This window comes from Microbacterium panaciterrae, from assembly GCF_039541635.1.
GTDB lineage: Bacteria > Actinomycetota > Actinomycetes > Actinomycetales > Microbacteriaceae > Microbacterium > Microbacterium panaciterrae.
This window is the reverse complement of sequence record NZ_BAABGP010000008.1, coordinates 393,027-405,578: the sequence shown is the minus strand read 5'-3', so window position 1 is coordinate 405,578 and position 12,552 is coordinate 393,027. Positions and strand designations below refer to the sequence as shown.

General features: G+C 69.7%; 17 protein-coding genes and 2 tRNA genes. 10 read left to right on the top strand and 9 right to left on the bottom strand.

The window, feature by feature from the left end:
* Nucleotides 1-5 precede the first annotated feature (5 nt).
* The 4 genes from ABD882_RS06960 to gatB are packed head-to-tail and all read left to right on the top strand — an operon-like array spanning nt 6 to nt 4,205.
* Complete coding sequence (locus tag ABD882_RS06960) at nt 6-806, top strand: cache domain-containing protein (RefSeq protein WP_345185547.1); 801 nt, start codon at nt 6-8, stop codon at nt 804-806.
* 59 nt (nt 807-865) lie between these two features.
* Nucleotides 866-1,165: an Asp-tRNA(Asn)/Glu-tRNA(Gln) amidotransferase subunit GatC gene (gene gatC / locus ABD882_RS06955; RefSeq protein WP_345185545.1), complete on the top strand. Its 300-nt coding sequence runs from the start codon at nt 866-868 to the stop codon at nt 1,163-1,165.
* Nucleotides 1,162-2,676, top strand: a complete 1,515-nt coding sequence (gene gatA, locus ABD882_RS06950) for an Asp-tRNA(Asn)/Glu-tRNA(Gln) amidotransferase subunit GatA (protein ID WP_345185544.1) — start codon at nt 1,162-1,164, stop codon at nt 2,674-2,676. Before gatC ends, gatA begins: the two co-directional genes overlap by 4 nt.
* Nucleotides 2,676-4,205, top strand: coding sequence for an Asp-tRNA(Asn)/Glu-tRNA(Gln) amidotransferase subunit GatB (gene gatB, locus ABD882_RS06945; RefSeq protein ID WP_345185542.1), 1,530 nt, complete (start codon nt 2,676-2,678; stop codon nt 4,203-4,205). Before gatA ends, gatB begins: the two co-directional genes overlap by 1 nt.
* 27 nt (nt 4,206-4,232) lie before the next feature.
* Here gatB and ABD882_RS06940 read toward each other — a convergent pair whose 3' ends face one another.
* Nucleotides 4,233-4,850 (bottom strand): TetR/AcrR family transcriptional regulator, encoded by a 618-nt coding sequence (locus ABD882_RS06940; protein ID WP_345185541.1) that lies wholly within the window; start codon nt 4,848-4,850, stop codon nt 4,233-4,235.
* 66 nt (nt 4,851-4,916) lie between these two features.
* The gene (locus ABD882_RS06935; RefSeq protein WP_345185540.1) at nt 4,917-5,291 is read right to left on the bottom strand and encodes an SPW repeat protein; all 375 of its coding nucleotides are present in this window, start codon (nt 5,289-5,291) and stop codon (nt 4,917-4,919) included.
* A 127-nt stretch (nt 5,292-5,418) separates the two neighbouring features.
* Between ABD882_RS06935 and dinB the strand changes: the two genes are divergently transcribed.
* The 3 genes from dinB to ABD882_RS06920 are packed head-to-tail and all read left to right on the top strand — an operon-like array spanning nt 5,419 to nt 7,623.
* The gene (dinB, locus tag ABD882_RS06930) at nt 5,419-6,675 is read left to right on the top strand and encodes a DNA polymerase IV (protein WP_345185539.1); all 1,257 of its coding nucleotides are present in this window, start codon (nt 5,419-5,421) and stop codon (nt 6,673-6,675) included.
* A gap of 50 nt (nt 6,676-6,725) precedes the next feature.
* Entirely contained in the window at nt 6,726-7,058 is a 333-nt protein-coding gene (locus ABD882_RS06925; RefSeq protein WP_345185538.1) for a hypothetical protein, read from the top strand.
* Complete coding sequence (locus ABD882_RS06920) at nt 7,042-7,623, top strand: nucleoside/nucleotide kinase family protein (protein ID WP_345185536.1); 582 nt, start codon at nt 7,042-7,044, stop codon at nt 7,621-7,623. The genes ABD882_RS06925 and ABD882_RS06920 overlap by 17 nt, the downstream gene beginning before the upstream one ends.
* 31 nt (nt 7,624-7,654) lie before the next feature.
* On the opposite strand, the gene ABD882_RS06915 is transcribed toward ABD882_RS06920, so the two are convergent.
* The 5 genes from ABD882_RS06915 to orn form a co-directional block, all read right to left on the bottom strand.
* Complete coding sequence (locus ABD882_RS06915; RefSeq protein WP_345185535.1) at nt 7,655-8,134, bottom strand: DUF2017 family protein; 480 nt, start codon at nt 8,132-8,134, stop codon at nt 7,655-7,657.
* Between the two features lie 10 nt (nt 8,135-8,144).
* The gene (clpS, locus tag ABD882_RS06910; RefSeq protein WP_425563341.1) at nt 8,145-8,462 is read right to left on the bottom strand and encodes an ATP-dependent Clp protease adapter ClpS; all 318 of its coding nucleotides are present in this window, start codon (nt 8,460-8,462) and stop codon (nt 8,145-8,147) included.
* On the bottom strand, nt 8,453-9,109 hold the full coding sequence (locus tag ABD882_RS19095; RefSeq protein WP_425563338.1) for a GNAT family N-acetyltransferase: 657 nt from the start codon (nt 9,107-9,109) through the stop codon (nt 8,453-8,455). Before ABD882_RS19095 ends, clpS begins: the two co-directional genes overlap by 10 nt.
* Nucleotides 9,110-9,192: 83 nt before the next feature.
* A tRNA-His gene (locus ABD882_RS06895) sits at nt 9,193-9,268 on the bottom strand.
* Between the two features lie 36 nt (nt 9,269-9,304).
* Complete coding sequence (orn, locus tag ABD882_RS06890; RefSeq protein ID WP_345185534.1) at nt 9,305-9,931, bottom strand: oligoribonuclease; 627 nt, start codon at nt 9,929-9,931, stop codon at nt 9,305-9,307.
* A gap of 58 nt (nt 9,932-9,989) precedes the next feature.
* On the opposite strand from orn, the gene ABD882_RS06885 reads away from it, so the two are divergent.
* Nucleotides 9,990-10,061: transfer RNA gene (locus ABD882_RS06885), tRNA-Arg, on the top strand.
* A gap of 10 nt (nt 10,062-10,071) precedes the next feature.
* On the opposite strand, the gene ABD882_RS06880 is transcribed toward ABD882_RS06885, so the two are convergent.
* Nucleotides 10,072-10,770, bottom strand: a complete 699-nt coding sequence (locus ABD882_RS06880) for a phosphatase PAP2 family protein (RefSeq protein ID WP_345185533.1) — start codon at nt 10,768-10,770, stop codon at nt 10,072-10,074.
* 149 nt (nt 10,771-10,919) lie between these two features.
* Nucleotides 10,920-11,183, bottom strand: coding sequence for a hypothetical protein (locus ABD882_RS06875; protein WP_345185532.1), 264 nt, complete (start codon nt 11,181-11,183; stop codon nt 10,920-10,922).
* 83 nt (nt 11,184-11,266) lie between these two features.
* Between ABD882_RS06875 and ABD882_RS06870 the strand changes: the two genes are divergently transcribed.
* Nucleotides 11,267-11,893, top strand: coding sequence for a LysE family transporter (locus ABD882_RS06870; RefSeq protein WP_345185530.1), 627 nt, complete (start codon nt 11,267-11,269; stop codon nt 11,891-11,893).
* Nucleotides 11,894-12,026: 133 nt separating this feature from the next.
* Nucleotides 12,027-12,527, top strand: a complete 501-nt coding sequence (locus ABD882_RS06865) for a single-stranded DNA-binding protein (RefSeq protein ID WP_345185527.1) — start codon at nt 12,027-12,029, stop codon at nt 12,525-12,527.
* Nucleotides 12,528-12,552 lie beyond the last annotated feature (25 nt).

Sequence of the window (12,552 nt, the reverse complement as noted above, 5' to 3'; positions counted from 1 at the left end):
GCGAGATGAACGGCACCGTGGCCGAGCATGATGAACGCATCGCTGAACGCATCGCTGAACGCATCGAGGGCACGTTCGCGCCCGTCTTCGCCCGGGTGGACAGCTGGCGCAGCGCAGTCCAGGAGCAGTTCGGACGCTTCGCCGCACACGGACGGGCCGCGTCCGCCGCGGTGCTGGACCCGTTCATGGCGGCGCTCGCCCTGCCCGCGCTCGAGGAGCCCGGCGGCCTCATGACCGGTGCCGGATTCGTCGCGACCCCCGGCGTCCTCGCCGACGCGCCGTGGCATCTGGCCTGGTGGCTGCGCGAGATCTCCGGACTGGACCGCGGCGACCGCGGCGGCGTGCGTCGCCTCGACACCGTGGATGATCCGGACTCGGACCAGTTCCGGGACTACCGGGAACTGGAGTGGTGGAAGGTGCCGGAGCGCACCGGGCAGCGCCATGTCACGGGGCCCTACGTCGACTACCTGTGCACCGACGACTACACCATCACGGTCACCGCGCCGGTCGCGCATGACGGGCGCATGGTCGGCGTGGTCGGCATCGACGTGCATGTCTCGCGGTTGGAGCGCACCATCCTGCCGCTCCTGCGGGATGTCCCCGGGACCTGCACGGTGGTGAACCACTCCAGGCGCGTGGTCGCGTCGAACGACTCGCACCGGGTGACGGGGACGCTGTTGCGCGGTGACGATGTGCAGCTCGCGCTCACCGCGCTGCAGGAGCAGGGATCCGCCTCGGCGGCGGTGGGGGAGACGAGAGCGGCGCGGTGCGGCGACACCTCGCTGATCCTGGTGTTCCAGGGCTGAGCGGACCAGCTCGTCCCGGCCCGGACGGGCGATGCGCGCCCGCTGGCTAGACTGGGCGGGTGTCTGAAATCACCCCTGATCTCGTGCGCCATCTCGGCGTGCTCGCGCGCATCCAGCTCTCCGATGACGAGGTGACGCAGCTGACCGGTCAGCTCGACGCCATCGTCGACAACATCGCGAAGGTGTCCGAGGTTGCGACGCCGTCCGTCGCGCCCACCAGCCACCCGATCCCGCTGCACAACGTGTTCCGGGAAGACGTTCCAGGGCAGACGCTGACCACCGCGCAGGCGCTGCAGAACGCGCCGGACGCCGATGGTGACCGCTTCCGCGTCACCGCGATCCTGGGGGAGGAGCAGTGAGCGAGATCATCCGCTGGACCGCCGCCGAACTCGGCGCCAAGCTCGCGAGCGGCGAGGTGTCGAGCGTCGAGGCGACGCAGGCCCACCTCGACCGGATCGCGTCCGTCGACGGCGAAGTGCACGCCTTCCTGCACGTGAACGAGCACGCCCTCGACGCCGCAGCCGACATCGACCGCCGCCGCGCGGCCGGCGAGAGCCTCGGCGATCTCGCCGGGGTGCCGCTCGCGATCAAGGACGTGCTCGTCACCACGGACCAGCCGTCCACGAGCGGCTCGAGGATCCTCGAGGGCTACCGTTCGCCGTTCGACGCGACCGTCGTCGGCCGCTCTCGCGCCGCGGGCCTCATCGGCATCGGCAAGACCAACATGGACGAGTTCGCGATGGGTTCCTCCACGGAGCACTCCGCCTACGGCCCGACCCACAACCCGTGGGACCTGGACCGGATCCCGGGCGGATCCGGCGGGGGCTCGGCGGCCGCCGTCGCCGCCTTCGAGGCGCCGCTCGCGCTCGGCTCCGACACCGGCGGATCCATCCGCCAGCCCGCGCACGTCACCGGCACCGTCGGCATCAAGCCCACCTACGGCGGGGTGAGCCGGTACGGCGCGATCGCCCTGGCCTCGAGCCTGGACCAGGTCGGCCCGGTCGCCCGTACGGTGCTCGATGCGGGCCTGCTGCACGACCTGATCGGCGGACACGACCCCAAGGACTCCACGTCGCTCACCGACGCCTGGCCGTCGTTCGCCGCCGCGGCACGCGAGGGCGCGACCGGGCAGGTGCTGAAGGGCCTCAAGGTCGGCGTGATCCGCGAACTGCCCGATTCGGGCTTCCAGGCCGGGGTGGCGGATTCGTTCCACGCCGCGCTCGCCCGGATGCAGGAGCAGGGGGCGGAGCTCGTGGAGATCTCGGCCCCGCACTTCGAATACGGCGTCGCCGCCTACTACCTGATCCTGCCCGCCGAGGCCTCGAGCAACCTGGCCAAATTCGACTCGGTGCGGTTCGGTCTGCGCGTCACGCCCGACGGCGGTGGCACGGTCGAGGACGTCATGTCGCTCACCCGCGAGGTCGGCTTCGGCCCCGAGGTCAAACGCCGCATCATCCTCGGCACCTACGCCCTCTCGGCCGGCTACTACGACGCCTACTACGGCAGCGCGCAGAAGGTCCGCACGCTCATCCAGCAGGACTTCGACGCGGCGTTCGCCCAGGTCGACGTGATCGCGACCCCGACCGCACCCACGACGGCGTTCAAGCTCGGCGAGAAGATCGACGATCCCCTGCAGATGTACCTGAACGACCTGACCACGATCCCGGCGAACCTCGCCGGCGTCCCGGGGATCTCGATCCCGTCGGGGCTGGCAGCGGAGGACGGACTGCCCGTGGGCATCCAGTTCCTCGCCCCCGCCCGGGAGGACGCCCGCCTGTACCGGGTCGGCGCCGCACTCGAGGCGCTGCTCGTCGACGCGTGGGGCGGGCCGCTGCTCGACCGCGCACCGCTGCTGGGAGGAACCCGCTGATGTCCGCCGTGAAGCTCATGGACTATGACAAGGCGCTCGAGCTGTTCGAGCCGGTGCTCGGCTTCGAGGTGCACGTCGAGCTGAACACCGAGACCAAGATGTTCTCGGATGCGCCGAACCCAGCGAACGAGAAGCATCACGACGCCGCGCCGAACACGCTGATCGCCCCGGTGGATCTGGGCCTTCCCGGATCGCTCCCCGTCGTGAACGCGACGGCGATCCGCTCCTCGATCAGCCTGGGCCTCGCGCTCGGCTGCTCGATCGCCGAGTCCTGCCGGTTCGCGCGGAAGAACTACTTCTACCCCGATCTCGGCAAGAACTACCAGATCTCGCAGTACGACGAGCCGATCGCGTACGAGGGATCCGTCGAGGTCGAACTCGAGGACGGCACGCTCGTGACGATCCCGATCGAGCGCGCGCACATGGAGGAGGACGCGGGCAAGCTCACGCACATGGGCGGCGCCACCGGACGCATCCAGGGGGCGGAGTACTCGCTCGTCGACTACAACCGCGCCGGCGTCCCACTCGTCGAGATCGTCACCAAGACGATCTTCGGCGCAGAGCATCGGGCCCCGGAGATCGCGAAGGCGTACGTCGCCACGATCCGTGACATCGTGCGCGGACTCGGCATCTCGGAGGCGCGCCTGGAGCGCGGAAACCTGCGCTGCGATGCGAACGTGTCGCTGCGTCCGCGCGCCGCGGATGGCGCGTCCGTCGCCCCGCTCGGCACGCGCACGGAGACGAAGAACGTGAACTCGATGCGTTCGGTCGAGCGCGCCGTGCGCTACGAGATCCAGCGCCAGGCCGCGATCCTCGCCGACGGCGGCACGATCACGCAGGAGACCCGGCACTGGCACGAGGACACCGGCAGCACGTCTCCGGGTCGTCCGAAGTCGGATGCCGACGACTACCGCTACTTCCCGGAGCCCGACCTGCTGCCCGTGCGACCGCCCCGTGAGCTCGTCGAGGAGCTGCGTGCGGCGCTGCCCGAGCAGCCGGTCGCGCGTCGTCGCCGGCTCAAGTCCGACTGGGGCTTCGCCGACATCGAGTTCCAGGGCGTCGTGAACGCCGGTCTGCTCGACGAGGTCGAGGCGACCATCGCCGCGGGCGCGACGCCGGTCGCCGCGCGCAAGTGGTGGATGAGCGAGATCAGCCGTATCGCGAACGCCGAGGAGCGCGAGCCCGCCGAGCTGATCAGCCCGCAGAACGTCGCAGCCCTGCAGCTGCTCGTCGACGCCGGAACACTCACCGACAAGCTGGCCCGCCAGGTGCTCGAAGGCGTCATCGCGGGGGAGGGCACGCCGCAGCAGGTGGTCGACGCGCGCGGTCTCGCGGTCGTCTCGGACGACGGTGCGCTCATCGCGGCGATCGACGAGGCACTCGCGGCACAGCCCGACGTGATGGCGAAGATCAAGGACGGCAAGGTGCAGGCCGCCGGCGCCGTGATCGGCGCCGTGATGAAGGCCATGAAGGGGCAGGCCGACGCGGCCCGCGTGCGCGAACTCATCCTGGAGCGCGCCGCCCAGTGACACCGCGCTCGCTCAGGGGTGCGACGCTCAGCGCGTCGCGCCCCTGAGTGCGGCCACTTGCAGGCCTGCACCCAGCAGCCGGGCGATCGCGCGCAGGCTCGCGGGTTCGTGCAGGATGCTGCGTTCGTCTGCGGGCTCATTCGCACCGGGCGCGAGCGGGCGTGCGGTGATCGTCGCCGACCACGCGTCGGCGGCGGCCCGCACCGCGTTGCGATCCGTGCCGGCAGGAAGGCACGCGGTCAGCGTGCGTTCCACCGCGTCGTGCAGCGCCCGCCGGTATCTCGACAGGGCTGCGGCCGCTTCGGGGCGCACGTGCGACTCGTGCCAGATGATCTCGCGCAGCACACCCGACGTCGCCCGGTCCCGGAGGACCCGTTCGCTCACGTTCATCAGGGTCTGCACCGGGTCTCCGCGTACGCTGAGCGCCCCGGGATCGAGCGAATCTGTTCCCAGCCGCTCGTCGATCAGCGCCGTCAGGATGTCGGGCTTGGCGGGGAAGTAGTAGAACAGCAGCCCCTTCGGCACGGCGGCGGCGTGCGCGATCCGCGCGGTGGAGGTGCCGTCGAAGCCGAGACGGGCGAAGAGGGTCTCTGCCGCGTCCAGGATCCGCGTGCGCGTGCGGGCCTGATCCGTGTTCTCGGTCATCGCGCCTCCGCAGAGGGATGCGGGGCGGTGGTGGCCCACCGTCCCGCATCGTTGCGATCGGGCTGATCAGGCATGTGCCGCCGTCGGGCCGCCGTGCGAGGCACGGTGCGCCTTCTCGGCGGGCGCGAGCGCCCAGAGCCCCGCGACCGCGCAGACGGCTCCGCAGATCCACGAGGTCCAGGCGGGGCCCGCGTCCCCGGCGTAGGAGCCGATCCACGGGGAGATGAACAGCAGCGCGCCGATCGCGGCGAGGATCCACTCCATCGACACGAGACCGGGAGCTGCCAGGCTCCACGCCCCGGCAGCGATCATCAGGACGCCCAGCACGATCATCATCATCATCGACATGCCCATGCCGGGCGTCATCATGATGCCCGCCACGGCCGCGACCAGACCGGCGGCGACGGCCACCCAGTCCTGCCAGCGTGTCCACTTCTTCATCGAACTCATCCTCCTTGCACTCAGAAGGCTCCCGCATCGGGGGTCGCCTCCGATTTTACGCCCTTGATTGACCGACCGGTCAGGATTCGCCGGATCCGATGTCGGCGGCCTCCGCGAGAATGGAGGCATGGGACGAGGCGACGGATCGGGGCGGATCGTCTCAGCCGATGGCGCCGACGACAGCGGCGCAGGGATCCTGCACGTCGACATGGATGCGTTCTACGCGGCCGTCGAGGTGCTGCACGATCCGTCGCTGCGCGGGCTGCCGCTGATCATCGGCGCGCCGGACGGTCGCTCCGTGGTTTCCAGCGCGTCCTACGAGGCGCGACGCTACGGCGTGCGCTCGGCGATGCCGGTGTCGCAGGCGCTCCGCCTGTGCCCGACCGCGCGCATCGTGCCCCCGGACTTCACGAAGTACCGCGACGTCTCCCGGCAGGTGATGGAGATCTTCGAGCAGGTCACGCCGCTCGTCGAGCCGCTCTCGATCGACGAGGCGTTCCTCGACGTGCGCGGGGTGCGCCGGCTGTGGGGGAGTCCGGGGCGGATCGGCGCGATGATCCGCGAGCGCGTGCAGCGGGAGGTCGGGATCACCTGCAGCGTCGGAATCGCCGCGACCAAGCACGTCGCGAAGATGGCATCGACCATGGCCAAGCCCGACGGACTGCTCATCGTCGCCGAGGCGGACACGCTCGACTTCCTCGCCGCCAAGCCGGTGCGCGCGATGTGGGGGGTCGGGCCGAAGACCGCCGAATCCCTGGAGTCCCGCGGGATCCGGCTCATCCGCGACATCCGGGCGACTCCCGCCTCCGCCCTCGAACGCGCCGTCGGACCCGCGCTCGCCGTACGGCTCCGCGAACTCGCGGAGGGACGGGATCCTCGCGGTGTCGACACCAGCAGGGTGGAGAAGAGCGTCGGGCACGAGGAGACCTTCGACGTCGACATCTCCGATCCCGAGGCGCTGCGCTCCGAGATCCTGCGCCTCGCCGATCGCGTGGCCGGCAGGCTCCGGCGGGCCGGCTGGGAGACGATGACTGTCGCGATCAAGATCCGCTTCGCCGACTTCACCACGGTCAGCCGCTCGCAGACCCTTCCGGAGCCGACCTCGGTCGGCCAGCGCATCGGAGACGTCGCCCGCACCCTGTTCGACGGGATCGACCGCAAGGACCCGGTGCGGCTGGTGGGCGTGCGCGCGGAACGGCTCTCCGATGCCGGGGGAGCACTCGGCCTGTGGGACGACGACGCCGACTGGCGACGGGTGGAAGGCGCCCTCGACAGTGCCCAGGAGAGGTTCGGCTCGGGAATGATCACGCGCGCGCGCCATCTCGGCGCCGATCGCGGACGGGGTTCGGCACCGCATCCGAAGGCGCACGGGCTGGAGGGATAGTTCCTCCCGGCTCGGTGGCCGGGGCTCTCGACGTGGACTACCGTGGAGTCATGCCGCACATCGCACTCGAGCTGGGCAAGAACTCCGCGTCCTTCGGTGTCAAGAGCGCCTACGGCGAGACCCAGGAGGTCGACGGCGCGCAGTTCACGCCTGTCGCCCTCACCTTCTCCGGTTTCGGCGGAGGATCCGGGGGAGCCGAGGGCGCCACGGAGGGCGAGGGCGGTGGTGGCGGCGGAATCGCGATCCCGCTCGGTGTGTACGTGCGCCGCGAGGAGGGTCTCCGGTTCGAGCCGAACCTGGTCTCGCTGCTGGCCGTGGCCGTCCCGTTTGTCTGGGTCGCCGGTCGCGCCCTCGCTCGCATCATCCGTGCCCTCAAGAAGTGATGACCCGCTCGCGCGAGCGCTCGAAGAGGCGGTCGTGCGGGTCGCGGCGGCTGTCCGCGCCGTGCAGGCATCGAACCCGGTCGTCCTGATCGACGGTCGCAGCGGAGCCGGAAAGTCCACTCTCGCGCGTCTGCTCGCCGAACGATGGCCGTTGCGGGCCGCGCCGCAGCTGATCGCGCTCGATGAGATCTATCCCGGCTGGGATGGCATGGATGACGGCGTCGAACGCGCCTATGACCAGATCCTGCGTCCGCACGGGCGCGACCTGGTCGGCACCTGGCAGCGCTACGACTGGGTGGCGGGGAAATACGCCGAGAACCACGCCGTGGACCCGTCCCGCGGGGTGATCCTGGAGGGCTGCGGGGTGCTCACACCTCGCGGTGCGCGGATCGCCGACGTCCGGGTGTGGATGGAGTCACCGGAGCCGAGTCGCAAGCGCCGGGCCCTGGACCGTGACGGCGAACTGTTCCGGCCGCACTGGGATCGGTGGGCGGCGCAGGAGGTGCGTCACCTCCGGCGAGACAAGCCGATCGAGCTCGCGACGCTGATCGTGACGGTGCCGTAGCCGTCCTCGCCGGGACAGCGGCCCGTCGTGCCTACGGCCCGTCCAGCGCGTCGGCGGTCTCGATGAGCAGGTCGAGCCGATACCCCAGCCAGTCGTACACGCCGAAGCGCGGATCCTCCGGCTCGTGCTCGTCTCCCCGCACGACACCGAGCCGCGTCGCGAGGATCAGCCGCAGCGCGGTCAGCGTGCGCATCCAGGCGTCGATCTCGGACGCGGGCACCAGCAGGTCCCGTCGCTCGTTCTCGTGCCCTTCCAGGAACGGCTGCAGGCCGGCGCGCATGACCCGGGCGTCGGCCGCGCGCCGATCGAGGAGGTCCGCCGCGGTCGCCTCCGCGAACTCGGCGGAGGCTTCGGGATCCGCAGGATACGCCGACGGCGTCAGACGATCCAGAGCACTGTCCTGACCGATCTCCGAGTCCTGCAGCAGCTCGAGGAACTGATCGATCAGGGCGACGAGCTGCCGCACCTCGATCAGGGCGAGCGGCATCGGAATCGCGGATCCGGTCGTCATCTGCGCGCTCTCACTCGCCGGCCCGGCGCACGGTCGCCCACAGCCCGTAGTCGTGCATCGCCTGCGCGTGCACCTCCATGGTCTCGCGCGGACCGGTCGCCACGACCGCGTGGCCCTCGTTGTGCACGGCCATCATGAGCCGCGTGGCGCGGTCCCTCGGGTATCCGAAGTAGGTGCGGAACACCCGCACCACGTAGCTCATCAGGTTGACCGGATCGTCCCAGACCACGAGCTCCCAGGGCACCGCGGGCGCTGCCTGCAGGTCGAGCTGCTCGTCGACGTCCGGTGCGAGCAGCGGGGCGCCGAGCACGGCGGCACTCACGCCCAGCCCAGCTCGTGCAGCTGCGCATCGTCGAGTCCGTAGTAGTGCGCGATCTCGTGCACGAGCGTGGTGTGCACCTCGTCGCGCAGCTCCTGCTCGTCATCGCACTGCGCCAGATGCGGCTCGCGATACACGATGATCCGGTCCGGCAGTTCGCCCATGCCGTAGTTCCCGCGCTCGGTGATCGCCAGGCCGTCGTAGAGGCCGAGCAGATCGAGCGAGCCGTCCTCCGGGCGGTCCTCGACGACGAAGACGAGATTCTCGAGGCCTTCGACCATGTCGTCCGGCAGCCGATCGAGTTCGTCCGAGACGAGCTCCTCGAACGTCTCCGCGCCCATCGCCATCCCGATCGGCAGGTCGGTGGGAATGCGCAGACGGAGTCCCCGTGCGGTGGCCTCATCGAGCGCGGCGTCGACGAGCGCTCGCCCATGTCCGCGACCCGCGTGCCCGGGAAGCACGGACAACTGCTCCACATGCGCGACGCCCTCCTCCTCCTCGAGCACGCGCACGAAGCCCACGGGCGCGGTGTCCTCATCCTCCGCGACGACAAGGAAGAAACCGCCCTGCGCCGCACGGTCGGAAGCCGCCGCGTCCTCGATGCGCGCGAGAACGGTGAGATCGGCATCGGTCGCGGTGCGCACGAAGGAAGCCATGACTCGATGCTATCCGGCGGCGGCGGTCGCCCGGCGGAATGAGGAACGGGGCCAGGATCTCAGGATCCGGGCCCCGTTCGGGGTGGGGTGAGTAACGGGACTCGAACCCGCGACATCCGGCACCACAAGCCAGCGCTCTACCAACTGAGCTATACCCACCATGTGCCCACCGGAGCGGGCAACCTGACAAGTGTATTACACGTTGGGAGCGAACTCCGACACGACGGCGTCGGTGATCGACTGCGCGTCCTCGCTGCTCGGGCCGGGCTCCGCGACGAACACCGCGCGACGGTAATACCAGAGTTCGCGGATCGATTCCAGGATGTCCGCGAGGGCGCGATGCCCGCCGTCTTTGCCCGGTGCGTGGAAGAACACGCGCGGGTACCACCGTCGCGACAGCTCCTTGATGCTGGAGACGTCAACGTTGCGGTAGTGCAGATACTTGTCGACCTCCGGCATGTATTTCGCGAGGAACATGCGGTCGGTTCCGATCGTGTTCCCGGCGAGCGGCGCCTTGCGCTCCTGCGGCACGAATCGGCGGATGTAGGCGAGCGTCTGCTGCTGCGCCTCTTCCAACGACACGCCTCCGGGGATCTCCTCGTACAGCCCGGAGGTCCGGTGCATGTTCGTGACGAAGTCGTTCATCTGCGCGAGTGCGGCATCGCTGGCACGGATCACCACCTGGAAACCGGGATCCAGGGGGCGCAGTTCGAAATCGGTGATCACGACCGCGATCTCGACGAGTTCATCGACGCCGAGGTCGAGCCCCGTCATCTCGCAGTCGATCCACACCAGTCGATCGTTCTCGGACGAAGAAACCATGGGGCCATCCTAATGACGGGTGCCGACACGCCGCGGGCGATATCCTTGGACGCAGTGCGCCTCCGTAGCTCAGAGGAAGAGCAGCGGCCTTCTAATCCGCCGGTCGCAGGTTCGAATCCTGCCGGGGGCACTTTCGAGCGTCAGCGCCGTGCGCGCTTCGGCGCGACGCGCGCCGCGACCAGATCCACGATCACCCAGCGCACCGCGGCGGCTGTGGTCAGAGCCCAGAGGATGGAACCCAGCACATCGGTCGGGAAGTGCAGACCATCACTCACCACGGCCAGTCCGACGGCGGCGGTGACGATCACGCCGAACACGATCGGCGTCCATGCGTACCGGGTGTCGCGGAGCAGGAACCAGAAGCCGAACGCCAGCGCCACGACATAGGCCGTGTGGCCGCTGGGGAACGAGCCGTCGGTCTGCAGGGGGGAGAACGGATGGCTGAGCAGCGCCGCGTCGGGGCGCGGGCGATCCACCAGGATCTTCACGGCGGCGACCGGTAGCCAGGTGAGCGCGACGGTCAGCCCGAACAGGATCGCCGTGCGCAGCGACTTCGAGACGGCCCAGACGATCGCGGCGATCACCAGCGTGATCGCGACCGCGGGAACCGGCTCGATCGCGCGGTAGACCGCGCTGGAGAACGCGCCCCACACGCCGGTGTGCAGCTTGTTGAGCGCGACGACGGCGCCCTGATCCGCCTGACCGGATCTCATCAGGAAACCGAGCACGACCACGGCGATCGCGCCGACCACCGCGACGATCACGGCGATCAGCGGGCGCCGGGTCTGGTGGTCGATGCCGGTGAGCGCGCGGCCGCGCGTGCGTCGAAGTTCGGTCATATCAGTGGATCCTCATCCGTCGCCTTCCTCGCAGTGGCGGCACCGGAGGCGGCGTCGCCACGTCCCGCGGCGCGCCAGGTCCATGTTCCCGCGAGACGGCTAAGGATTCGCCAAGAAAGGGTCGTGTCGGGACCGGAAGCTCGGGCGTCTCACAGCCGGAGTGCCGCGACGGCGTCGTCGGGGCTCCAGAATTCGCCGACGATCCGGAACGCACCGGATGCGAGATGCAGCCGCTCCGCGCGATAGCGCAGACCCAGATCGTGCGGCATGACGCGCAGATGCCCGCGGATCGCGCCGCGGGTGTCGACCACTCGCCAGAGGCGCTCGCCGGCGGGCTGGAGGGTCTCCGCAGGGCTGCGCAGCACGGGCGCCGCCCACCGGATCGTGGGTGCAGGGGAGATGTGGATGGTCATGGTTCCTCCTTCTGCCTTCGAACATACGGACGACCACCGACATTCGGCTGCGAGCTGCCGCGCGAAGTCCCTACACTGTGCTGGTGACTGCGACCGTCTGGCTCTCCCTCGTCGTCGCGTGCCTCGTGATCAGCCTCACGCCGGGCGCCGGTGCCATCAACACGATGACGAATTCGCTCAACGAGGGATGGCGGCGTTCGATCTGGGGGATCGTCGGACAGCAGCTGGCGCTCGTCGTGCACGTGGCGATCGTCGCGGCAGGTGTCGGGCTGCTGGTCGCCCGGGTGCCGTGGCTGTTCGAGACGATCCGCTACCTCGGTGCGGCCTACCTCGTCTTCCTCGGGGTGCGGCTGATCGTGGCCCGCGTGCCCGTCGCCGTGACGGAGGGCGACGACCTGCGCCCGGCGGAGGGGCGCTGGCCGATGCTGCGACGCGGGTTCTGGGTGAATCTGCTGAACCCGAAGGCGATCGTCTTCTTCCTCGCGTTCGTGCCGCAGTTCATCCGGCTCGACCTGGATCCGTGGCCGCAGTATCTGCTGCTGATCTCGACGGTGATCGTCATCGACGTCATCGTCATGTGGTTCGTGTTCGCGGCCACCGCCCGCACGTTCCGACGCCTCACCGCGAGCCGGAGCGGACAGCGCAACCTCAACCTGGTGTTCGGCGCGCTCTTCATCGCCGTGGCCGTGCTGCTGCTGTTCGTGCATTGATCCCGCACAATCTCGTGCGCCGAGGCGTTCTGCACCGAGTGCGGCAGACGAGCTCCGTGGCACCGCCGACTGCGCCACGCTCTCAGCAGGAACGGAGCCGTCGCAGGCTCCGACGAATGCAGAGGAGCAGATCATGGCCGACAACATCACCGTCGTGGGGAACATCGCGTCTTCGCCCGAGTCCGGACGTACGCCGACCGGCATCGAGACGCTGACCTTCCGGCTGGCGTCGAACAACCGGCGGCCCGACCCGAAGACCGGAGGCTGGATCGATGCGGGTACCAACTGGTTCACGGTGCACGCGTACCGATGGCTCGCCGAGAACGCGCTGGCGTCGCTGAGCAAGGGCGACAGCGTCATCGTCACCGGCCGGCTGAAGCTGCGGGAGTGGGAGTCCAAAGAAGGCAAGCGCGGCATGGCGGTGGAGATCGAGGCTGAGAGCATCGGAGCGGATCTCCGCTGGGGCCGCAGCACCTTCCAGCGGGTGTCGCGGCAGGCCGTGCCGGAGCCGTCGTCATTCGGGGCCTCGACGGCGCAGGAGCCGACCGGATCCGAGTCCGTTCCCGTGGGGGCAGCGGATCAGCCGGCCCCGGACGGCTGGGCGCTGGCGAGTGAGGCGGAGACGCCGTACTGACCTGGGCACACGGCCCCTAGACTCG

What these genes read in the sequence shown, in the direction of transcription:
- ABD882_RS06935 (WP_345185540.1), bottom strand. Translation starts at nt 5,291, where the DNA reads ATGAAGAAGTGGACACGCTGGCAGGACTGGGTGGCCGTCGCCGCCGGT.
- gatB (WP_345185542.1), top strand. Translation starts at nt 2,676, where the DNA reads ATGTCCGCCGTGAAGCTCATGGACTATGACAAGGCGCTCGAGCTGTTC.
- dinB (WP_345185539.1), top strand. Translation starts at nt 5,419, where the DNA reads ATGGGACGAGGCGACGGATCGGGGCGGATCGTCTCAGCCGATGGCGCC.
- orn (WP_345185534.1), bottom strand. Translation starts at nt 9,931, where the DNA reads ATGGTTTCTTCGTCCGAGAACGATCGACTGGTGTGGATCGACTGCGAG.
- ABD882_RS06940 (WP_345185541.1), bottom strand. Translation starts at nt 4,850, where the DNA reads ATGACCGAGAACACGGATCAGGCCCGCACGCGCACGCGGATCCTGGAC.
- ABD882_RS06880 (WP_345185533.1), bottom strand. Translation starts at nt 10,770, where the DNA reads ATGACCGAACTTCGACGCACGCGCGGCCGCGCGCTCACCGGCATCGAC.
- ABD882_RS06925 (WP_345185538.1), top strand. Translation starts at nt 6,726, where the DNA reads ATGCCGCACATCGCACTCGAGCTGGGCAAGAACTCCGCGTCCTTCGGT.
- ABD882_RS06915 (WP_345185535.1), bottom strand. Translation starts at nt 8,134, where the DNA reads ATGACGACCGGATCCGCGATTCCGATGCCGCTCGCCCTGATCGAGGTG.
- ABD882_RS06960 (WP_345185547.1), top strand. Translation starts at nt 6, where the DNA reads ATGAACGGCACCGTGGCCGAGCATGATGAACGCATCGCTGAACGCATC.
- ABD882_RS06865 (WP_345185527.1), top strand. Translation starts at nt 12,027, where the DNA reads ATGGCCGACAACATCACCGTCGTGGGGAACATCGCGTCTTCGCCCGAG.
- ABD882_RS06875 (WP_345185532.1), bottom strand. Translation starts at nt 11,183, where the DNA reads ATGACCATCCACATCTCCCCTGCACCCACGATCCGGTGGGCGGCGCCC.
- ABD882_RS19095 (WP_425563338.1), bottom strand. Translation starts at nt 9,109, where the DNA reads ATGGCTTCCTTCGTGCGCACCGCGACCGATGCCGATCTCACCGTTCTC.